Genomic DNA, 21,100 nt, shown 5'->3' with positions numbered 1-21,100 from the left:
GCTTGATATTCTAGATAGCAATCACCCATAAGGATAACTTTTAAATTATCAATTTTGATATTTAACGACTATTATCGACAGTAAACAACATACAATATCTGGTACAATATTACTAAAGTCGTACTTGGGGGTATTCTAGTTGAAAGTAGTTATGCCTACAGAAGCTCAGATGCAAGCACTATTATCAGGTAGATCTTCGAGCATGAACGTTAGATTGGAACTCCAATCTCAGGAAATTCGTCTCCAAAAAGGATTTGATCGTTTAGTATGTCTTTCGGAAATAGAAATAGAACCACGCCAATGGCAAACTGATGCGGCATTGAAAGTATTGCGTGATATGCAAGGAAGCGCGATATTAGCTGACGAGGTCGGTCTGGGAAAAACAATAGAAGCAGGATTAATTATTAAGGAACTTTACACTAGAGGGCTCATCAAGTCCGTATTAATCCTTGTACCTGCCCCACTTGTGGAACAATGGAAAGAAGAATTAAATGAGAAATTTAATATTGAGCTTAAGGACAGCAAAGAGTCAGGATGGGAGACATCTAACTTTATTATTTCATCCATTCCTGGGCTCGTGCGTTCTGAGGAAAGAAAGCGAAAAATCAGTGAACGTACTTTTGATCTCCTTGTCGTGGATGAAGCACACTGTCTTAAAAATCACACTACAGCTACATACAAATTCATTTACAGCATAAGTAAGATAAACACGTTGCTTATGTCTGCTACACCTATCCAGAATGATATTAGAGAATTATATAATCTCGTGAACATATTAAAACCAGGGTATTTACGTAGTCGAAAACTATTCAGAGAAGAGTATATTATTAACCGTTATACACCCAAAAATATTCAAAATCTTAAAGATCTTCTAAATAATGTGATGATCAGAAATCGAAGAGCTAATACATTAGTGGAGTTACCAAGACGACATGTTTATAGCATGGAGATCGAGTTGTCTGATATCGAAAGGGAGTTCCATAATCAGGTGATAGATTTCTGTAGAAATATTTATCGTAAATATGTCGATGGTCAAATTCCTATTGGCTGGGATAAGACGGAAATCAATTTAATTGTTCTCATTCTTATGATGCTTCTTAAGCAAAATTGCAGCAGCCCACAATCAACCTTGAGGACCCTTAAGAATCGAATGCTGCCGCGGTTATCAGGATTAGATGATCAAAAAATATGTGAAGATCTTATTAGTTTCGGTGAAAGTATCACTGTTCCTACAAAAACATTAGAACTATTGAAAATTATTAAAGCCAATAACACTCAGGTCATCGTGTATTCTGAATATCTTGCGACCATCGAAATGTTAAAGTCAGTGTTTACCGATCATGGCGTTACTTTTACAACCTATCAGGGAGGTCTCTCCTCCAGCGAAAAGCAAATGTCTATCGAACGATTTCGAGATGGAGATTGCCAAGTGTTTATATCAACAGAATCAGGTGGACAGGGCCTCAATCTACAATTCTGTCATCGATTGATCAATTATGACCTTCCTTGGAACCCGATGAGAATCGAACAACGGATTGGACGAGTACACCGTTTCGGACAAGTAAATGATGTTGAGATATTTACGATGCCGACTAAAGGAACCATTGATGAGTACCTACTTTATATTTTAACCTCGAAAGTTAATCTATTTGAGATTGTCATTGGGGAGCTAGATACGATCCTCTCCTATATGAAAGTAGAGGATGATTCACTCGAAGTTAGAATCGGCAAGATTATATTAGAGTCTGCCCATGCATCTGAAATTGAACATAAATTAAGAGCGATCGGTGAGGATATGCTTAAAGCCAAACAAGAGTTGGAAGGGGATATAGATCAGACAACAAAAATATTAGATCATATCGGAGTAGGTGCCTAAATTGGAATTTTTCAAACTTAAAGATTTTATAAAAGAAAGTTGTTCATTTTTGGGTATTGATGTAGTAACGATTTCCGAGCATCTGATGCATATTATGATCCCTCAATATCTTAAGAATGAGTTCTCAGGTGTTGGAGAATATCAGATAAGTTTTATTCAGACTTCAAACCCAAAGCAAACATACATTACGTTTGAATCGTTCTTCACACAGAAGTTAGCCAAATTAGTTGCTGAGCAAAATCATGGGGTCGGGCATATCCTATTGCAGCAGACAATTGAGCGATTAGTTAATGAAATTACAACTAAGTTCCCAAGCTGTGAACTTGAAATATTAAATGAGGAAAGTATCAATTCGGATAAGCTGTATGTTTGGTGTAAAACAACAGTTCACGGACAATTAGTAGAGGAGTACCTTAAAGGCTTTCAGGTTGATCTCGAGACAGGAGTAGTCACCACTCTACTTGAAAGTTTGGAACAGATTTTAATAGAAGGTACAACTGCTCCGGTAGACGGGCTAACTAGAGAAAAGTTGGATTTAGCTCTTTCTAATGTATTAACTGAGGCTTCTAAAGATGCTGAACGATTTGTTGACAAAATTACGAAACAAACAAATAACCAATTACTAAATGAGATCAACCGAATAAACGACTATTATGATACCCTCATTGCTGATAACCAAGGTGGAGAAACATCAAAAGGAAATGAACCCAAGACGGAAATTGATTTACTGCATAAAGAGCGTGTAGCACTAATTCATCAGCAAGAAATAAAATTCTCGATGTCAGAAAGCGAAGTAATGATTGAACCTGTAGCTATATTGGTGGCAAGAAATATTGTTGAACATGCGACTGTACGAATCGATAGTAAGTCTGGGCATACTCTTCTCAAGGTTCATGGTGATAAACCATTAACCGTTCGATGTACAATTAGTGGTTCTACGGAAGGACCGTTTACAATCTCTAGTGATCATGTTTTAGTTACAGAAAAACATACGTTTGTATGTACGACGTGCAATAAGCTCTTTGATGATCGAAAGTTGAATAAATGCAAGGTTTGTACGGATCTCATTTGTATTTCGTGTATGACGCTATCAAGTGTAACAAAGCTTCCATTATGTAACTCTCATCATATCAATTGCCATATCTGCTTACAGGCTTGTGCTGAAGAAGAGCAGTATCTTTGCACAAATTGCAACCAATTCTATTGCGGTAATTGCAATCCAGGCAGCCTATGTCCTCTGTGTAAGTCCATAGCTCCCATAAGCTCAATAACACCTATAATTCAACGAATATTAAAGGCTATTCCAAATCCAACTAAATCAAAGAAATTTGAGTACGCCGAGAAGGGAAATCGAATTGTCTTACTAGGAAAAGGACTTTTATTCAAAGAGTTTTTTGTCATTTATGACAAGAAGGAAGATCGCATTGTGGAGATCCAAGTATTCGGAATGTTTAATAAGAAGAAGTAGTATACCATCCCAAGGATCGTTACTAGAAAAGTCATTAATTATAGGAGGTGTGTGTGAGTACAGCCATGCAATCTGCAATAGATAGGGAGATTCAATCAATTGAATCGGATGAATTTGGTCATCGACATTACTCTGAAGCACTTCAAAGTTTAATTGAATTACATGAGGCTCCTTACAGCATTGGTTTATTGGGATCGTGGGGTGTAGGGAAAAGTTCTATAAAAGAAATGTATTTAAATACGCTTGAAGAGGATAGCACGAGAAATAAATATATCTTTCCAATTACATTTAACTTGAGCTAGGTGGGAATGAGGAGGAGCTTAAAGATAAACTATATCACCAATTGTCTGTCCCTACCCAAAAGAAAAAAACAATGTCTGAACTAATTTCTGATTTTTTTGATAGAGGGTTATTCATGCCTCTCCAGATTGTGATCAGTTTCGCTTTTATCTTTATCGGTTAAACACCCTTATTGTTGCCGTACTTACAATCTCATATGGTGCAGTGGCGTAATGCTATTCATTATTTGGAAGACACGACGAAGCATACAATATCATTAAGACCGTATGGGGAGGCATGTTGGAGAAGGGGGCAACTACATTCTGGGAGGCGTTCAAGCTGGATTCCGGATCAGACTTTCATGACGAGCTGACCACTTATACAGCTTATGAGTCTTATCGGATGAGCCTATGCCACTCATGGTCAAGTACTCCCGTTCAATGGATATGTCAAACTGTGCTTGGCGTGGAGCCGGTTGATACCGGATTTGCGACTGTACGGTTTAACCCGAAGCCGGTGGGAGGCATTCGTGAATGTCACGGATCTGTACAAACACCGAATGGCATCATTTTGGTCGATTGGCATCTGGACGAAAACGACATCATCCATGCGAACATTCAAGCGCCCGAGGGGGTAACGGTTATTCATACACTTTCTAACGGCTGTTAGTACGGATTTATTTCTGAAAATTTCTACGACATGTCTCAATTAATAATCAACGAAGTCACTATAACAAAAAGATCACCCCTTTTGGTGATCTTTTTGTCGTAGTTGCGCCGCTCTGGCGGAACCGTTGAGGGAAACGAAAGACAGGTGCAGGGAAGCCGATTCGTTTATGAATTTCGATTGCGATAAAGCAAATAAATGAAGAACGGAGCGCCGACGCCGGCGGTGAACACGCCGACCGGGATGTCGTACGGCAAGAATGCCGTCCTTGCGACCGTGTCCGCCGCGGCGACGATCAACCCGCCGAGCAGGGCCGACACAGGCAGCATGCCGCCAAACGATGGACCGACCAGCTTGCGGGTTATATGAGGCGTAATGAGTCCGACGAACGAAATCGCCCCGCCTACAGATACAGCGGCTCCGGCTAACGCAACGCTAATCATAAGCAGAGTAAAGCGCTGCCGCTGAACGGCGCTTCCCGCGCTTGCCGCGACATCGTCCCCGAGCTGAAGCACGTTGATGTTCCGAGCGAATACGAATGCGAGCGGGATGAAGACGACCAGCCACGGCAAGATCATCAAGGCAATGCTCCAATCGGTGCCGTACACCGTGCCCGTCAACCACACGTAGGCCTGCGAAGCTGTAAACTCCGGGCTCTTGATCAGTATGACTTTGGTGATCGAACCAAACAGAAAGTTGATGCCGATTCCGACGAGTACGAGACGGATCGATGTCACGCCTCTCTTCCATGCGAGCAAATAGATCAGTAATGATGTAATGCCCGCACCAGCTATCGCGGCAATCGGCAGCCAGGCGATGCTGACCGTCCCCGCCAAATAGCTGATGAACGCAACCGCCGCAAGGGAAGCGCCGCTCGTAATGCCGATGATGTCGGGGGAAGCGAGCGGGTTGCGAATAATGCCTTGCAAAATCGACCCGGCGACGGCAAGTGCGGCGCCAACGAGAAACGCGGCGACGATTCGGGGGAGACGAAGCGTATGAACGATAAGCCGCTGTTCTTCGGTACCGCTTCCGAGAATCACGCGGATGGCATCCAAAGGATGGATGCGAATATCCCCGAGCGAAGCGCTCAGCAGGAAGAGGACAACGGATGCGGCTGCAAGCACGACCGTCAGCATTATTGTTTTCTTCTGAATGAAAAAAGAAACAGGGATTCGCTCAAATCGGATGCGTATATGGGGTTTCACTTCTTGACTATCCCCTTTCTAGCGATCGCGATAAAGGCTGGAATGCCGATGATCGCGGTCATAATGCCGACGGGAAGCTCTTCCGGCTGGATGACGAAGCGCGCCGCGACGTCGGCTGCGAGCACGAGAATCGCGCCGAGAATCGCGCTGTAAGGAATATTCCAGCGGTAATCATTGCCGGAGAACAGGCGGGCTATCGTCGGCACGATGAGCGCGATGAAGCCGACGGGACCCGCCACCGCAACGGAGCTGCCGGCAAGCGCCACGATGATCAGGCCGGCGGCCAGCTTGACGAATACTGTTCGCTGTCCGAGGCCTTGCGCCGTATCCTCCCCCATCGTCAGCACATTCATATGCCTTGCGATCCAGAGCGCGCCGATCCATCCTGCTGCCATAATCGGCAGCACGCTCTTCAGCATGGCAAGCGATCTGCCCGCCACTGATCCGGCCAGCCAGAACATAACCTGGCTTAACCCCTGCTCGTCGAGAACGAGCATCCCCTGTGTGAACGAAGAGAACAGAGCGCTCAGCGCGGCTCCCGCCAAGATGATCTTAAGCGGCGTCAAGCCGTCGCGGCCGACCGATCCCAGCAGGTACACTGCGATGGCGGCTACTGCAGCGCCTACGAAGGAAACGCCCGTTAGCACAGGCAACGAGGAGACGGATAGCTGGGTGACGGCGAATACGATGGCGAAGGATGCGCCGTAATTGATTCCAAGAATATTGGGATCGGCGAGCGGGTTTCTCGTCAATCCTTGAATCAGCGAACCGGCAACAGCAAGGCTGGCACCGATCACAGCCGCGGTAAATGCCCTCGGTACGCGTGAAGTTTGTACGATGATTTGCGCGTCAGAAGCCTCGTCATATTGCGTGAAAGAATGGTACACGTCGCTCCAACTGATCATCGTGATACCATACGCCAAGCTGCTGAACAAGCACGCAATCAAGACGAGAAGGCCAAGCACAAGACCGGAGCTCTTAGCGAGGTTTCCGGAGAACAACCTTTCCATGATCGCCGCTCCATTCCCGCAACACGAGGAAGAACGGACCTATTCGGCCCATTCTTCCCCGCGTCGCAATCTATATTTCATTGTTTAGATATCGAAGTAGAAGAACAGATCATCCAGCATCATTTTCGCCGCGGTAGCGCCGCCGGACATGTTCCAGGTAATGTCGTTAACTTTGTAGTATTTGTTATTTTTGACGGCTTTGAGATTGTTCCATAGTGGATTCTTCTGCCATTCTGCCTGCGTCTTGAACTCGTCCCCTCCGCTGTTGCTGGACGTGATGTCGAAGATGATATCGCCGTTAATGAGCGGGATCTGCTCCTGCGAATCAAGATCGACGAACACTTTGTCAGGCGATTGCTGTGATTTAGGCCGTTTCAAGCCGAGCTCTTCCAACACGGAACCGGCAAATCCGGTAACGTAAATACGAGCGGAATTGTCATCGTAGAAGCGGACGATTGATACCTCGGCGTTTCGGTCTTTGACTTTGGCTTTGAATTCCGATACTCGCTTGTTCCAATCGTTCATGAAAGCGGCGGCTTTGTCTTCTTTGTTGAATACCTTGGAGGCGATATCCAGGTTTGTTTTCCATTCGAACAGTTGGTTGACCATTATGGTTGGTGCGATTTTGGACAATTGGCTGTAGATTTTCTCATGGCGAGGCTTCGCTCCGATAATTAAGTCCGGCTTCAAGGCGACGATGGCCTCCATGTTAGGCTGCAGCTCGCTGCCAAGATTTTTGACGCCGACCATGTCCGCGCGCAGGTAGTGGTACCAAGGAGCTTGAACCCATGACTCAACCGCACCGACAGGCTTGACACTCAGTGTGAGCGAGATGTCTACCATGCCGTTGAACAAGACGACGACGCGCTTTGGAACGGACGTGAGTGTCGTTTGACCTAAAGCATGATCGATCATGCGTTTCGTATCGATATCAATCGTTCGCGTGCTGGCGTTCCAGTTGACCCACAAGCTGAACGCTTCGCCGAGGAAACGGAGCGGCACGAGCGTGCGGCCGTTCTTCTCGACGACATTGACGGGAAGCTTAACAGCTTGCCCGTTAACGGTTGCTTTATTGCTATTGATCGTTAATTCCACGGTCGTTTTGCCCCGCGTGACTTTCAGCTGTTTTGTTTTCGAATTCAGGCTTAAGGCAGCGCCAAATTTGGATGTAATCACACTGTAGGGGACCATCGTGGTTCCATTAATGACCTGCGGTTGAACGTCGAAGCTGAGCTGCTTGCCGTCGAGCACGACTTTGATCGGCGCAGCGGCCGCTGTTGCGGCAAACGGGATGGAGATGATTGCAAGCAGGAAAGAAAGACATAAAGCGATTATTCGGAGCGTTGGTTTAATCATGGGAAACAGAAATCCACCTTTCGAGATATGTAGTAATGATAATAATTATCACTATCAATTAAAGTAGATCATTACTCTCTTGTTTGTCAAGAATAATTTACCAAATAATGATTTTCTTTTTAAATGCCTGCTTTGTCGGCCAATTGACGAAATGCTTGATACAGTTCGTAGTCCAGCTGCAGAATTGCGCTCGTGTCGAGCGTTTCGGCGGCTTGCAGCTCATTTAATTTGTCGATTTTTTCTTGCAAAAATTTCAGCATATCCGGATGGGAGGCTTCGACGTCCGATTTCATACCGTTCCAACCCTGCGAGATTTGAGAGGAGACTTCTGCGATTTTTTTCACGTCGCCGCTCTCTGCTTGCTGCTTCAGGTCTTTGACGAGCTCGCGGATGTTTGGTATGGACGTTTTTAGCTTTAAGGTTTCTGGGTCCTCCGCGACTGCAGTATCATTCCTTTTATCCATGATGGAATCCGTGACGGCTTTGCCGATGGACGCATTGTCCTTCTTGGCTTCCTGCGGCTTTTGAGGCTTAAACGACTTAGCTGAAGGTTTGCTTGTTGGTATTGCGTGCTGTTCCTTTGCCGGGCTCTCGGTTGTTGTCGCCGTTTCGGCCTGTGTTTCACTGTCGGGCGTGTCTTGCTTCAACTGCTCGGACTGGGCGATCTGCTCGCTAGGCGTCTGCTCTGGCTGAACCTTCTGGTCGGTCTGCTCGTTTGCGGTCTGCTCGCTCGTAGGCTGAGCCCCTTTCTCTATGTATCGATTCGATGACGGTGAAGAGCCGCAGGCCGTCGTGAGGCACAGCGCTGTTACGAGGGCGATTGTAAAAGTGTGTTTCAATTAAAGTTCCTCCCATGCTTATATGATTCGTCGGCTTCTGACTTCAAACGTATTCTAGTGGAAATATCGTCCAATTTCAACATCTAATTAATAATGACTATCAATATCATTGACATCGCCTTACCAAGCGATTAAGATTTATGGTAAATAAAGGAGAGATGCAGGAACGCCGATTTGCGTGCCGTACGGCAAGGGCAGAACAATCTAAGTAAACGAGGGAAAAGAGATGCTATTTCAATATATGCCTGAAGAAATCGACGCATTAGTAAAGGATCACCGCTTGGCGTTGGAGCCGTCGGTGGACAGATGGTACTCTATTCCAGCAATCGACCTGTTGGATCGAGACAAAAGTTTGGCTTATTTAGAGAAGGTTTCCAGCATCTTCGAAGCGACATCCAGCAAGGCGAACGCCTCGCTGTTCGCCAAGAGATACAGCTTCTTAATTCTTGCATCCAGCCTTTACGCCATGAGCAGATATGACAAAAGCCTGGATTATTCTATCGGTAACTGCCATGTTGAATCCCACCATCAAGGCAAAGCCTGGCTGCCAAAGGTGCGCTTAGCCGATTGGAATGTCGTTAGGCCCGAGGAGGGCGGTCGCGACGAATGGCGAGACCTTGTGATCCGCAATGTGTTCGCTGACAATCTGGCCAAAGCCTGGCGTGCTATGTCCAAATCAGCTTCGATCTCCATTTCCGTTTTGTGGGAGAATACGGCGATCTACGTATATTGGCTGTACGAGAACAAATTCGCAGAAGGCGCCGACCCCGTCCAGCAAGCACGAATTCAAGCTGACTATCACTATTTGCGTACCGCGGCGCCTGCGCATCTATTCGGTGAAACGAAGAATCCGCTTGCCAAATTCGATAGCCCCAAGGTCATTACCTGCGCTTCGGAAGCGCCTATTCGCCTTCGTAAAACCTGTTGTTTATACTATCAGGCCTCGGATGACCCTAACGATTATTGTGCTAGCTGTCCTAAAATAAAACACGAACTGGCATCGATAGGCGGTTAACCGCCTATCGATACTGTTGTTTAGAAGGCATGTCTAACCCCAATTGATCTCTCTCACTTCGGATATTTCCCCGTCTCCACAACAACCTACAAGCTGACAAGATAACTCATCAATTTATAAATATTGACAATTAGGAATGCTTTCTCTTATGATAGGCATGCATAATGATATTGATTATCATTATCAAATAAAATCGACAAAAGCATAACACCACGTTTCGCTTGTCGTCTGGGAGGGGTGGCTTTGAAACCTGAAGCTCAGGTTCAGAACCCGCAGAACAAACTCATTATGAGCAAGGCAGCAGAATTGGGAATCGCCTGCAAGCCGCTGATTCCGGGAAATGAAGATTTTCTCGAGCTGTCTTATGAAGGCAAGAGCATTATTATCAACAAGACCAGATCGCACAAAATGCCGCTAATGGCGGGATTGCTGGCCAAGAACAAAGAGGCGACCAATCTTCTCCTGCGAAGACGAGGGCTGCCGGTGCCGGCGCATATCGTCGTCTTTGGAATGGGTGAAGAAGCTGAACGCTTCTTGTGCGAGCATCGTCTCGTCACCGTGAAGCCGCTGGACTTGAACAAAAGCATTGGCGTGACGCTAGGCGTTCGTTGCCAGGAAGGCTTGGATCAAGCCATTCGAACAGCGCGTCTGCATAGCGAGAGCGTCATGATTCAGCGATACGTGGAGGGCTGCGATTATCGGGTATTGGTCATCGCGGGCAAAGCGGTGGGCGTCTTGGAATACCGGCCCGCGTTCGTCGAAGGCGACGGCCGTTCGACGGTCGGGCAGCTTATTAACGGATTGAACGAGCAGCAGCTTAAGCGCAACGCCGCGGGAACGGTTGGTTCGTTTCAGCCGATTGATGCGGAATCGGATATCGTGCTCCTCCACCTGCGGGAGCAGGGCATGAACGTTCATGACATCGTTGAGAAAGGGATGCGGGTAGAGCTATTCGCAAGAGGGAATATAGCGGCGAATGACATCAGCGAAGTGGTGACAGACCGAACCGCGGAAATATGCCGGATGAATATCGATATTGCGATTGAGGCTGCAAAAGCATTGCAGGTCGACGTAGCCGGCGTAGATATCCGCTGCAAAGATATCGGTCTTCCGCTGGACGATGAGAATGGAGGGATTCTGGAGGTCAATGCTTTGCCGGATATGATCGATCCCCACATTTTCTTTCAGGGAGGTTCTTCTGACCCGGTCAAAATCTATTTGCAATACCTATTCGAGGAATAAAGGAGCGATTGATAATGATATCGGCGAGCGTAGGGAAGTCCTATCTAGAGCTGCAGAACGAGAAGGAGTCGAATGCCCAGTCGTATCCGCGGCACTTTCCGCTTGTCATCGACAAAGCGAAAGGCATCCTGATCACTGACACGGAAGGCAAATCTTATTACGATTGCTTGGCAGGCGCGGGAACATTGGCGCTAGGCCACAACCACGAAGCAATTGTCGCGGCCATCAAGGATGTACTGGCGAAGCAAATTCCGTTGCATACATTGGATCTGGCCACACCGCTGAAGCTGGCGTTCATGCAAGAGATTTTCTCGATTCTTCCCGAGCCGTTAAGAGATACAACCAAAATCCAATTCTGCGGCCCGACCGGCGCAGACGGCGTGGAAGCAGCTATTAAGCTCGCCAAGAACGCGACCAAAGGCAAGTCTATTCTGGCATTCCAAGGCGGCTATCACGGTTCGACCCAGGCGACGATGGCGATGAGCGGCAATCTGAGCAAGAAGCAGCATTTGCAGAGCTTGCTGCCGGATGTTCACTTTCTGCCTTTTCCCTACGAATATCGTTGCCCGTTCGGCGTTGGAGAAGGTATGACGGCCCGAATCAGCGCGCAGTATATCGAGAATTTGCTGGATGATTGCGAAAGCGGCATCGCGGCTCCCTGCGGCATGATCGTAGAGACTGTTCAAGGGGAAGGCGGCGCAATTCCGGCCGATATCGAATGGCTAAGAGAATTGCGCCGAATTACCGCCGAGAGGGGGATTCCATTGATCGTGGACGAGGTGCAGACAGGCATTGGCCGAACCGGAACGATGTTCTCTTTCGAGCATGCAGGAATCGTGCCTGACATCATCGTCTGCTCGAAAGCGATAGGCGGCAGCTTGCCGATGTCGGTCGTGATTTACAAGGAAGAATTGGATCAATGGAAGCCGGGGGCTCATACAGGGACGTTCCGCGGCAACCAGCTGGGCATGGCAACGGGGCTCGCGACATTGAAATACATACAGGAATACGGCGTGCTTGCGAATGTGAGAGCGCGCAGCGATCAATTTTTCAACGCGCTTGATCGCTTGCAGGAGAAGGTCGAAGAAATAGGCGACGTACGCGGCAGAGGCCTCATGATCGGCGTCGAAATCGTCGATCCCAGCGGACGCAAGGACTGGCTCGGGCATTTTCCGCCGAGTGGTGAGCTGGCTTCCAAGATTCAAGAAAGATGCTTTAAGAATGGTCTGATCATTGAAGTGGGCGGTCGCCGCTCTGCCGTCATGCGGTTCTTGCCGCCGCTGACAATCACGGAGCGGGAAACGGCGGAAGTGCTTTCGATTTTCGAGAAATCGGTGCTGGAAGCCGTAGAGACGGCGAAATATCCATGCTGATTTTCGCCCAGGCGAAGAAGCATTCCGTGCTGCTCGCGATTCTTATCGGCGCCTTCTCCTTGGTGCTGACGAACAGCGCATTCAATACGCTGCTGCCGAGCTTTGTCCAAACGTACGGGATTTCGACCGCGTTAAGCGGATGGATCATCATTCTTTATATGTTGGCCATGACGATTACGATGCCTCTGACATCGCTTGTTGTGGATCGACTCGGCCGCAAGTGGACGTATATTGCGGGAATCGGATTATACGGATTGTTCTCCATTCTGGGCGGGCTGTTTCACAGCTACATGGAGATCGTGTTGATCGTGCGCGTCATGCATGGCGTGGCCGCAGGGTTGATGATTCCGCTTTCCCTCGTGCTGTTATTTGATTATTACGGACAAGAAACGAGGGGAAGGGTAGTTGGCATTTGGGGAATGCTGCTGACGATCGCACCCGCGATCGGTCCGACGCTCGGCGGCTTCATCATGCAGTTCGGCAAGCTGGAGCAGCTTTTCTGGATGAACGTTCCGTTCGCACTGATCTCATTCGTGCTGTGCTGCACCCAGATTCAATCCTATCGTCCTGCCAAGAGGAAAACCATCCGCTTTCAGGGCATTGTGATGATTGTGGCCAGTCTTGCTGCAATTAGCCTGAGCCTTCAATTCGTATCCAATTCCGCCGTTCCAAAGGCGGTCACATGCCTGATGTTCCTGGCAGGCGTCCTGATGCTGATTGGCTTCATCCGGAATGAGCAAGCCCAGGAAGAACCTTTGATCCGTTACGGGCTGCTGCGCAGCAGCCCCGTGTTCACGGTTGCGCTGCTGATCTCGACGGTGCAGGATGCGGTCATGTTCGGGGTCATCTTCGTCATGCCGCTGATCTTTCAAGACGTGCTTCATCTGTCGCCATTTGTAGCGGGGGCCTTGTTTATTCCGACTGCTGTTTTCACGAGCCTGTTCGTCTGGGTGGGCGGCAATTGGCTCGATGCGGGCAAATCCCTGACATTCATCGCTTATGGCATCGGATTTGTTGCGGCGTCTGTATTGTCTTTTGCATTCGTGCCAGCGGGTGTCTCGCTGATTCTCGTGATTTGTCTGATGGCGTTAAGGGGCATTGGCAACGGATTGTCCGATATGACGATGACGGCGATCGGACTTCAAGCGTTGCCTGAAGAGGACCTGCACGAAGGATCGGCGCTGTCCAATACGATCCAGCGTTTGGCTTCTTCATTTGCAGTTATGCTGCTGGCTGTCTTTTATGACTTCCGGTGGCAGATGATCGCCCGGTCGGGGGATACGGCCGCGCGCGCGAAATGGATAACGCTACAAGAGGAGTGCATCGCGCTGGGCGTCTTGATGGTCCTGACGTTGCCGCTTGTATTTATGATAAATAAGAAGAGGGCAGGTGCGGTTATCGGACATGGAAAATAAATTGCGGACGGGAATCCGCGAACAAGCCAACGCGCATGCATGCAAAACGTTGTTGAATTGTTATATCAGGGAGTTTGGCGAAGAACCCGCCAGCGGGATTACGCTTCACCCGGCTAACCGGACGTATGCAGTCTCGTTCCCGGCGAGCAGTGCTGCGATTTCGGGCAAGCTTGCTTATTATTCGGCAATGGGCGAGCACGAATATATGGATTTTTACACAAATGGCGGGCAACAGTTGGACTATGGCGCTTTGGTCCGCTACATCGCCGAGGAGATTCGCCATCGCGATCCGTCTATCGCGGCCGGGCTGGCCGATGATTTGGCGGAGAAGGTCGGCAACAGCTGCCGGAACATGGTCTTTTACTTACAACATTCGGCTGAATATCCAGTTCGGGACTACTTGTCCTCCGAACAATCCTTGCTCTACGGGCACCCCTTTCACCCTTTTCCGAAGAATACGCTAGGATTCACCGAAGAGGAAGCGAGAAAATTCAGTCCGGAGCTTCGTGCTTCTTATCAGTTGAGTTTTTTGGCTGTGAGAGAAGATGTCTATTTGGAGGAATGGGTATCCGGCAGCAGTCGGGTCGATCTCCCGAGGAGCGTTGAAGCGAAAGCGAGACTGATGCTTCGGGAGAAGAGGGACGCATACCGCGTGCTGCCGGTTCATCCTTGGCAGTATGAACACGTGCAGACGGTTCAAGCCGTGAGGGCTTATATTCGGGAAGAGAAGATCGTTCTGCTGGGAAGCTGCGGCCCGACGGTCTATCCGACTTCCTCGGTGCGCACCGTCTATATACCCGATATGGCCTGCAACATCAAGCTGCCGTTAAACATTCAAATTACCAATCTGAGAAGAAACAACAGCCGTGAGCAGATGCGTCGAACGTTGGATGCGTCGAACTATCTGCTGGGGAGGAACTGCTTCGGGGACGAAGAGGCGACACGGATCGCCTATGAGGAAGGCGTATGCGGCTGCCGTTTCGATGATGAGAATATCTCCAGATTATTGACGGTCGCGTATCGCAGGGTTGAATTCGACGCGACGTCGACGTATGTGTTGTCGAGCCTAATCGAGGCACCAGTGCCGGGCGAGCCTTGCCGGTTATTCGAGTTGATCGATCGGCGCGTTCCCATTGAACGATGGTTCCGCCGTTACTTGGCCATCTCCCTTCTGCCGATCGTTCGCGCGGCGGAAGAGCATGGCATTCATTTCGAAGCGCATTTGCAGAACACCTTGCTTACGATCAAGGACGGCATGCCGCATGCGTTCGTAATCCGGGACTTGGAAGGCGTTAGCGTGAATTGGGAGAAGGCGCTGCCAAGCGAGGACGCGGCGAGCCCTCTTTTTTATGAGAAAGAACAATGCTGGGCGCGCACGGACTACTACTTTATCGTTAACCATCTCGGTTCTTTGATACACGCGATAGCCAGGGATGTCCAGATGCAAGAAGTGCGGTTGTGGGCGGTCGTGCGGGAGGTTTTGGCGGAAGCCTATGCGGAAACGGGAAACGAATACGTTCTTCACCTGCTGACGGCGGATGTGTTCTACGCGAAGAGGAATTTGATCAGTTGCCTTGCGGGGAACAGCGAGACGCCGTCTTACGCACCCGTAAACAATGCAATGAAGACAATAGGGAGTGAAGCGAATGGAATCAACAAGATGCTTGTCAAATGATGCGAAGATAAACGCCTTGGATGAAGTCGCGGAGAGAATCATGCGTCAGACGATGGAAGCCTTCCTGTTCGAGCAGATTATTGACGTCGAGCGACAGGGCGAGGTGTGGATGCTGACGGGGAGAAAGATGAACGGGGAGACGGTCTCCTATTCGTGCTTGGCGGAGGAGAAAGCGTCTTTTGGCCGCGTGAAGCTCGTCAAAAATTCAATCCGAAGAGAGGGGGAGCCTTGCGCCGATCTTTACCGCTTTCTCGAAGAAGTCGTTGCGAACAGCTTGGATGGAGCGCATGTCATGCAGTTCGTGGGCGAGCTGCTCGAGACGCTGGCGAAGGATCATCAAGCCAAGACGTTCCAGCCAGAGCGCGTTCCGGCGCAGGATCGGCATTATGAAGCACTGGAGAGTCATATGGCGGACGGGCATCCGTATCATCCGAGCTACAAATCGAGGATAGGGTTCTCGCTGGCGGATAACGAAGCCTATGGTCCGGAATTCAATCATGCCGTCGCGCTGCATTGGGCAGCGGTTCATGAAAGGCTTGCAGACATTTCAGTATCGGGCGAGACGGCTGCGGATGCGGTTCATCTCGATCATTTGACGGACGAAGACAGACAAACCTTCAATAGCTTACTGGAAGCAAAAGGCTGCGATGCCGGGAGATACGTTTTTATTCCCTTGCATCCATGGCAAGTTGAGCATCGGATCCCTACGCTCTATGTAAAGCAGTTGATGAACAAAGAAATCGTGTTGCTGGGTGCGTCGCAAAGCCCGTATCGGGCGCAGCAGTCGATTCGGACGTTGTCCCGCCGGGACCATGCAGGCGCCGCTTATATAAAACTGGCGCTGAGCATCACCAACACGTCGACGAGCCGCATTCTCGCGCATCATACGACGCAGAACGCACCGAAGATCAGCGACTGGCTGCAGCGGATTATCCGGAACGATGCGCTGCTGAGCCGCGAGAGATTTCAAATTTTAAGGGAAGTGATGGGCGTCTCGCTTCGATACGAAGCGCTGCCGGCGCTTGCGCAGGGTTTGGCCTACGGTACGCTTGGCGCCATCTATCGGGAGAATATATCCACTTACCTTGCGCCCCAGGAAGAAGCCTGGCCGTTAAACGCAGTTTCACTCGTGCAGCGAAACGGAGAGTCTTTTATCCAAACCGCGATAGATCGTTACGGAGTGGAAGCGTGGAGCGATGCGCTGATCAAGGCGGTTACGCTTCCGATCATTCATCTGCTGTACGCCCATGGCATCGCGCTGGAATCACATGCACAGAACATCATTCTTGTCCTTGAGAACGAGCTGCCGACTCGAATCATCGTAAAAGACTTGCATGACGGGGTTCGTTACGTTCCCGGCAAGCTGCTGCATCCGGAGTGGGCACCGAAGCTTCATCCGGAGCCGGTGACGCATCGCAAATTCAACCGTTACTCGTTCCTCCAGGCGGAATCGGCTTCGGAAGTGAGAGATTACACCTATGATGCGTTCTTCTTCATCTGCATGACGGAAATCGGCTTCACGCTCGAGAAATTCGGGCTCAGCGAAACGGAATTTTGGAGCAAATGCACGAAGACAATTCTCGGTTATCAGAGCGATCACCCGGAATATAGGGAACGGTTCGAGCTGTTTGATCTCTTCTCCGAAGACGGTCTCATTGAAGAGATGACAAAGCGCCGAATCTACGGCGACGGTGAATTGTATTTCCGCAAGGCGCAAAACCCGCTGCAGCGGGCAAAGGAAACCTTGCGATGAGACGGAATAGGTTGAAGGAAAAAATCGGCGCGGGCGAGCAGGTCTTTGGACTGTTCGTCTCTATTCCGCACCCGATCGTCGTAGAGCTGATCGGCCATGCGGACTACGATTTCGTCATTATCGATTATGAGCACGCTTCGACGAACATGGAGACGATCGAAGAGTTGATTCGTGCGGCGGAGCTGCTCGATCTGACGCCGCTTGTCAGAATCTCCAAGGTGGATCGCGGCGAAATTCTAAAGGTGCTCGATTGCGGCGCGCAAGGCATCGTTATTCCCCACGTGGAGAGCAGGGGGCAAGTCGAGGAGGCTGTGCGCTGCGCCTATTACCACCCGATTGGAATGAGGAGCTTGAACAGCGGCCGGCCGGGTGTTTTCGCAAAATATTCCTTGTCGGACTACATCGCAGAAGCAAACCGGGAAATTCTGATCGTTCCAATGATCGAAAGCGTGGAGGGCGTAAATCGCCGCGAAGAGATTTTGTCAGCACCGCATGTCGGTTTCGTCTTGGAAGGGGCGGCGGATCTGTCGCAATCGCTGTCCGTGCCTTGGGAGACCGAGCATCCGGAGGTGCAGCGCCAGTTGGAGCGCGTGCAGGAGACGGCAACGAAATTCGGCGTGCCGTATGCGGCCGTATCGCGAAGCACGGCTGGCCATCTTCGGTGGGCGGAGCGGGGCGTGAATATTTTCGTGCTGGGGGACGACCGGAATACGGCTTTCCGCGCGTATATGAACAAGCGGAACGACTATCGAAAGGTGATGGAGGAGCGGAAATGAGCAAGGAAATTAATCGTTTGATTGCCGAATGGAAGGGGGCGAGCCGAGAGCCGGTATGCGCGTACGTGTACGACTTGGCGGGCATTCGAGCGCATGTTAAAGGCATGCTGCGGACGATGCCAGCGCAAACCAGCTTGTTCTATGCAATCAAAGCCAATCCGGACAAACGGATTATCGAGGCGCTGCTGCCGCTCGTGAAGGGCTTCGAAGTGGCGTCGATCGGCGAATTGTTAAAGGTACGGGAAGTATCGACCAGCGTTCCGATTCTCTTCGGCGGTCCGGGGAAGAAAGACACCGAGCTGGAGCTGGCCATGCAGAGCAATGTGACGTATTTCCATGTGGAAAGCCTTCTGGAGCTTCAAAAAATCATCGGACTGGCGAAGGCATTGAACCGGCCAACCGAAATTTTGCTGCGGGTCAACTTGAGAACGAATACGCTGCCGCAAACGAAGATCGCGATGGGTGGCCGCCCGAGCCCGTTCGGGCTCGATGAACCGCTGATCGAAGAGGCGATTCGGCTGCTGAAGGAACCGAACAATACGCATTCTCGCCTATGCGGCTTCCACTTCCATTCCCTCTCGAACAATTTGCTGGCCGAATTGCATGTGGATATGGTGCGTCTCTATTTGCAGAAAGTCGAGGCATGGAAGCAGCGCTATGAGCTGGATGTTACGGTCGTAAATGCGGGAGGCGGGTTCGGCGTGACATACGACGGCGAACCGGGCTTCGATTGGGCTCGATTCACTTCGCTTCTGGCAGAGTGCGAGGAAATACGCAATCTGGGGGATACGCAATTGATCTTCGAGCCGGGCAGATTCATCGTAGCCGATCACGGCTATTATGTGGCCGAAGTCATCGATATCAAGCGGTCGCACGATCAAGCTTTCGCTGTCATTCGAGGCGGTACGCATCATAACCGGCTGCCTGCTTCGTGGGGGCATAATCATCCGTTCCGCGTTGTGCCAACGGACGAATGGGCCTATCCTTTCTCGCGCCCGGAAACCGAAGGCGGCAGGGTAACGATTGTCGGCGAGCTGTGTACGCCGAAGGATCGGCTTCATGCCGATGCCGAGCTTGAACAGCTGCGTGCAGGAGACGTTCTCATTTTCGAGAAGTCGGGCGCTTACTGCTGGACGATTTCCCACCATGATTTCCTGGGTCATCCGCACCCGGCATTTTATTATCTGACGGAAGAGGGACGGAGATGAAGAAGGACACAGTGATTACGCTATCGTCGCAAAACCTGCTTGCCGCCGAGCGCAGAATTCGGAAAGAACTCATGGACGCTTTTCTGGCGGAGCGGCTTGTAGTCATCGATGATGAAACGACAAAAAAACTATCGGAGGCGGACGATGAGGTGCGGTGCCTTTACCAAGGCATGCCACATGCTTCCGTCTATGCGGGCGATATCTGTTTTCTCGTTGAATCCAGTTATAGGCAAGGGGTTCAGTGGGCGATGGATACGCCTATTTATAAGAAAGTGGGGGCGGGCTGGGCCGCCGTCAACTCTCCCGCGGAGATTGGCCGTCTTGTGCTGCTGCAAGCTTTATCTAAGGAAGCGTACGCTCATCCGGGCGTGGCAGATTTTCTGGAAGCGCTAAACGTCGCAGTCAAACAACTGAGCCTAAGCTTGGAACAGGCGGGAGAGCACCTCGACTTCACGCCTAAGTCGGCTTACGAGTGGTTTGTCAAAGGTGAGCGGCTCTCCTCCTTGCGCGATCGGCCGTTTCATCCGCTATCCAAGGCGAAGATCGGGTTCGCGGAGCGGGATTATCAGGCGTACATGGCAGAGTTTGGAAATGCGACTGCGCTTCATTGGGTTGCTGTCGCAAACGATGCGGTTGCTAGCGGATGCGCGCTTGGGGAAGTGAATAGTCTCGATGTACTCGATGAACAATCGAGTGCGAGCATCGAGGATGAGCTCGCGCGAAAAGGACTATCGAAGGAGGCGTATACGCTGATTCCCGTTCATCCGTGGCAGCTCCGCAACCGAATATTGCCGGATTTCCGCCGTGAGCTGGAAGATGGAACCGTCGTCCTTCTGGAGACGCAGGCGGGCGAGTTCTTGGCGACTTCATCGGTGCGCTCATTCGCGCCAGCAGCCGAATCGACGATGATGCTGAAGCTTCCGATCAGCGTGAAATCGTTAGGGGCCGCGCGGTACTTGCCGGTCGTGAAGCTGCTGAACGGGCTTGCCGGAGAGCGTTTGCTGCGCCAAGCGGTCGCCATTGATGAGACGCTTGCGGGTCGCGTCTTCCTATGCGAGGAGAAGCATTGGTGGGGCTATTTGCCTCCGGAGATGGGCTTATTCGATGATCATCCGCGCCATCTGGCCGCTCAAGTCAGAATCTATCCTAAGGAGATATTGGAAGAGGGATATAAGGTCATCCCAATGTCAGCTTTGGGAGTAACGTGGAACGACAGCCATTTCCTGACGGAAATCCGGGGCGGGAGGCCATCCTTGGAAGAAGCTGTTTGCTTCTACACGGACGTAGCGGCGACGTTCTATGATATTGTAATGCGATTGTTCAAGATCGGCATCGTGCCGGAAATCCATGGACAGAATTGCTGCCTCGTGCTGAAGGACGACAAAGTTGCAGGCATGCTGTTCCGTGATCACGATTCCGTGCGTCTGCACCCGCCTTATCTGGAAAAACACGGAATCGAAGATCCTCGATATTACATTCGGCCGGGTTATTCGAACAGCCTTTACAACGAAACGATCGAGAAATTGATTTTTTACGTTCAATCTCTTGGCACACAAGTCAATTTGGCTTCGATTATGGAAGCTATGTCGGAGGCTTACAAGGTTCCGGAGAAGCGGTTGTGGGATATCACGGAGAAGGCGCTGCGGGAGGCCGTATCGCATATCGATATTCCGGATGCCGATCGCGACGCGCTGCTTCGTGCGTTGTTCGAAAGCGAGACGTGGCCGTCGAAGCTGGTCATCCGTCCGCTGCTTGAAGCTGACGGCGTGCCGGGAGCGATGCCGTCCGGCAAGGGCGTAGGGCATAATCCATTTCGTACACGGCTCGTCTAGTCAGGCGGCTTGTTAAATTGTATTCGCGGCTTAGGTATCATCTTATCCCTTATTGCGATGGAATACTCAGCAATAATCTTCCCAACTTAGATAACTAACGTAGTTATGG

Annotated in this window: 17 protein-coding genes; 13 read left to right on the top strand and 4 right to left on the bottom strand. The window is 50.2% G+C overall.

The genetic code is table 11. The features are described from left to right. Positions 1-139 precede the first annotated feature (139 nt). From AC1TPC_RS02525 to AC1TPC_RS02510, 4 genes are all read left to right on the top strand, one after another. Entirely contained in the window at positions 140-1,876 is a 1,737-nt protein-coding gene (locus AC1TPC_RS02525; RefSeq protein WP_482065294.1) for a DEAD/DEAH box helicase, read from the top strand. Position 1,877: 1 nt separating this feature from the next. Then, positions 1,878-3,344, top strand: coding sequence for a hypothetical protein (locus AC1TPC_RS02520; protein ID WP_482065293.1), 1,467 nt, complete (start codon positions 1,878-1,880; stop codon positions 3,342-3,344). A gap of 53 nt (positions 3,345-3,397) precedes the next feature. Continuing rightward, entirely contained in the window at positions 3,398-3,646 is a 249-nt protein-coding gene (locus AC1TPC_RS02515) for a P-loop NTPase fold protein (RefSeq protein ID WP_482065292.1), read from the top strand. 274 nt (positions 3,647-3,920) lie between these two features. Continuing rightward, on the top strand, positions 3,921-4,292 hold the full coding sequence (locus AC1TPC_RS02510; protein ID WP_482065291.1) for an alpha-L-rhamnosidase C-terminal domain-containing protein: 372 nt from the start codon (positions 3,921-3,923) through the stop codon (positions 4,290-4,292). Between the two features lie 164 nt (positions 4,293-4,456). Here AC1TPC_RS02510 and AC1TPC_RS02505 read toward each other — a convergent pair whose 3' ends face one another. The 4 genes from AC1TPC_RS02505 to AC1TPC_RS02490 all read right to left on the bottom strand — a co-directional run bounded on the left by AC1TPC_RS02505 (position 4,457) and on the right by AC1TPC_RS02490 (position 8,702). After that, positions 4,457-5,497 carry a FecCD family ABC transporter permease gene (locus tag AC1TPC_RS02505; RefSeq protein ID WP_482065290.1) on the bottom strand — a complete coding sequence of 347 codons (1,041 nt, stop codon included), beginning with the start codon at positions 5,495-5,497 and terminating at the stop codon, positions 4,457-4,459. Then, on the bottom strand, positions 5,494-6,507 hold the full coding sequence (locus AC1TPC_RS02500; protein ID WP_482065289.1) for a FecCD family ABC transporter permease: 1,014 nt from the start codon (positions 6,505-6,507) through the stop codon (positions 5,494-5,496). The genes AC1TPC_RS02505 and AC1TPC_RS02500 overlap by 4 nt, the downstream gene beginning before the upstream one ends. Positions 6,508-6,591: 84 nt before the next feature. Further along, positions 6,592-7,863 (bottom strand): stalk domain-containing protein, encoded by a 1,272-nt coding sequence (locus tag AC1TPC_RS02495; RefSeq protein ID WP_482065288.1) that lies wholly within the window; start codon positions 7,861-7,863, stop codon positions 6,592-6,594. A 119-nt stretch (positions 7,864-7,982) separates the two neighbouring features. After that, entirely contained in the window at positions 7,983-8,702 is a 720-nt protein-coding gene (locus tag AC1TPC_RS02490) for a hypothetical protein (RefSeq protein ID WP_482065287.1), read from the bottom strand. Positions 8,703-8,928: 226 nt separating this feature from the next. On the opposite strand from AC1TPC_RS02490, the gene AC1TPC_RS02485 reads away from it, so the two are divergent. The 9 genes from AC1TPC_RS02485 to AC1TPC_RS02445 all read left to right on the top strand — a co-directional run bounded on the left by AC1TPC_RS02485 (position 8,929) and on the right by AC1TPC_RS02445 (position 20,991). Beyond that, positions 8,929-9,717, top strand: a complete 789-nt coding sequence (locus AC1TPC_RS02485) for an IucA/IucC family C-terminal-domain containing protein (protein WP_482065286.1) — start codon at positions 8,929-8,931, stop codon at positions 9,715-9,717. A gap of 243 nt (positions 9,718-9,960) precedes the next feature. After that, complete coding sequence (locus AC1TPC_RS02480) at positions 9,961-10,959, top strand: hypothetical protein (protein ID WP_482065285.1); 999 nt, start codon at positions 9,961-9,963, stop codon at positions 10,957-10,959. A 14-nt stretch (positions 10,960-10,973) separates the two neighbouring features. Next, a complete protein-coding gene (locus AC1TPC_RS02475) occupies positions 10,974-12,332 on the top strand; it encodes a diaminobutyrate--2-oxoglutarate transaminase (RefSeq protein WP_482065284.1) in 1,359 nt (452 codons plus the stop codon). Continuing rightward, the gene (locus AC1TPC_RS02470; protein WP_482065283.1) at positions 12,326-13,747 is read left to right on the top strand and encodes an MFS transporter; all 1,422 of its coding nucleotides are present in this window, start codon (positions 12,326-12,328) and stop codon (positions 13,745-13,747) included. The genes AC1TPC_RS02475 and AC1TPC_RS02470 overlap by 7 nt, the downstream gene beginning before the upstream one ends. After that, positions 13,737-15,422 (top strand): IucA/IucC family protein, encoded by a 1,686-nt coding sequence (locus AC1TPC_RS02465; protein WP_482065282.1) that lies wholly within the window; start codon positions 13,737-13,739, stop codon positions 15,420-15,422. Before AC1TPC_RS02470 ends, AC1TPC_RS02465 begins: the two co-directional genes overlap by 11 nt. Continuing rightward, positions 15,394-17,175: an IucA/IucC family protein gene (locus tag AC1TPC_RS02460; RefSeq protein WP_482065281.1), complete on the top strand. Its 1,782-nt coding sequence runs from the start codon at positions 15,394-15,396 to the stop codon at positions 17,173-17,175. The genes AC1TPC_RS02465 and AC1TPC_RS02460 overlap by 29 nt, the downstream gene beginning before the upstream one ends. Next, on the top strand, positions 17,172-17,951 hold the full coding sequence (locus tag AC1TPC_RS02455) for an HpcH/HpaI aldolase family protein (RefSeq protein ID WP_482065280.1): 780 nt from the start codon (positions 17,172-17,174) through the stop codon (positions 17,949-17,951). The genes AC1TPC_RS02460 and AC1TPC_RS02455 overlap by 4 nt, the downstream gene beginning before the upstream one ends. Next, positions 17,948-19,159 (top strand): type III PLP-dependent enzyme, encoded by a 1,212-nt coding sequence (locus tag AC1TPC_RS02450; RefSeq protein WP_482065279.1) that lies wholly within the window; start codon positions 17,948-17,950, stop codon positions 19,157-19,159. Before AC1TPC_RS02455 ends, AC1TPC_RS02450 begins: the two co-directional genes overlap by 4 nt. Continuing rightward, the gene (locus AC1TPC_RS02445; RefSeq protein ID WP_482065278.1) at positions 19,156-20,991 is read left to right on the top strand and encodes an IucA/IucC family protein; all 1,836 of its coding nucleotides are present in this window, start codon (positions 19,156-19,158) and stop codon (positions 20,989-20,991) included. Before AC1TPC_RS02450 ends, AC1TPC_RS02445 begins: the two co-directional genes overlap by 4 nt. Positions 20,992-21,100: the final 109 nt, after the last annotated feature.

The organism is Paenibacillus sp. Y280 (assembly GCF_056786335.1).
Note: the sequence above shows the minus strand (reverse complement) of the source record. Positions and strands in the feature narration are given on the sequence as shown.

Excerpts from the sequence above, each read along its gene's own strand:
- AC1TPC_RS02510 (WP_482065291.1), top strand. The coding sequence starts at position 3,921 with ATGTTGGAGAAGGGGGCAACTACATTCTGGGAGGCGTTCAAGCTGGAT.
- AC1TPC_RS02500 (WP_482065289.1), bottom strand. The coding sequence starts at position 6,507 with ATGGAAAGGTTGTTCTCCGGAAACCTCGCTAAGAGCTCCGGTCTTGTG.
- AC1TPC_RS02495 (WP_482065288.1), bottom strand. The coding sequence starts at position 7,863 with ATGATTAAACCAACGCTCCGAATAATCGCTTTATGTCTTTCTTTCCTG.
- AC1TPC_RS02485 (WP_482065286.1), top strand. The coding sequence starts at position 8,929 with ATGCTATTTCAATATATGCCTGAAGAAATCGACGCATTAGTAAAGGAT.
- AC1TPC_RS02475 (WP_482065284.1), top strand. The coding sequence starts at position 10,974 with ATGATATCGGCGAGCGTAGGGAAGTCCTATCTAGAGCTGCAGAACGAG.
- AC1TPC_RS02470 (WP_482065283.1), top strand. The coding sequence starts at position 12,326 with ATGCTGATTTTCGCCCAGGCGAAGAAGCATTCCGTGCTGCTCGCGATT.
- AC1TPC_RS02465 (WP_482065282.1), top strand. The coding sequence starts at position 13,737 with ATGGAAAATAAATTGCGGACGGGAATCCGCGAACAAGCCAACGCGCAT.
- AC1TPC_RS02460 (WP_482065281.1), top strand. The coding sequence starts at position 15,394 with ATGGAATCAACAAGATGCTTGTCAAATGATGCGAAGATAAACGCCTTG.
- AC1TPC_RS02455 (WP_482065280.1), top strand. The coding sequence starts at position 17,172 with ATGAGACGGAATAGGTTGAAGGAAAAAATCGGCGCGGGCGAGCAGGTC.
- AC1TPC_RS02450 (WP_482065279.1), top strand. The coding sequence starts at position 17,948 with ATGAGCAAGGAAATTAATCGTTTGATTGCCGAATGGAAGGGGGCGAGC.
- AC1TPC_RS02445 (WP_482065278.1), top strand. The coding sequence starts at position 19,156 with ATGAAGAAGGACACAGTGATTACGCTATCGTCGCAAAACCTGCTTGCC.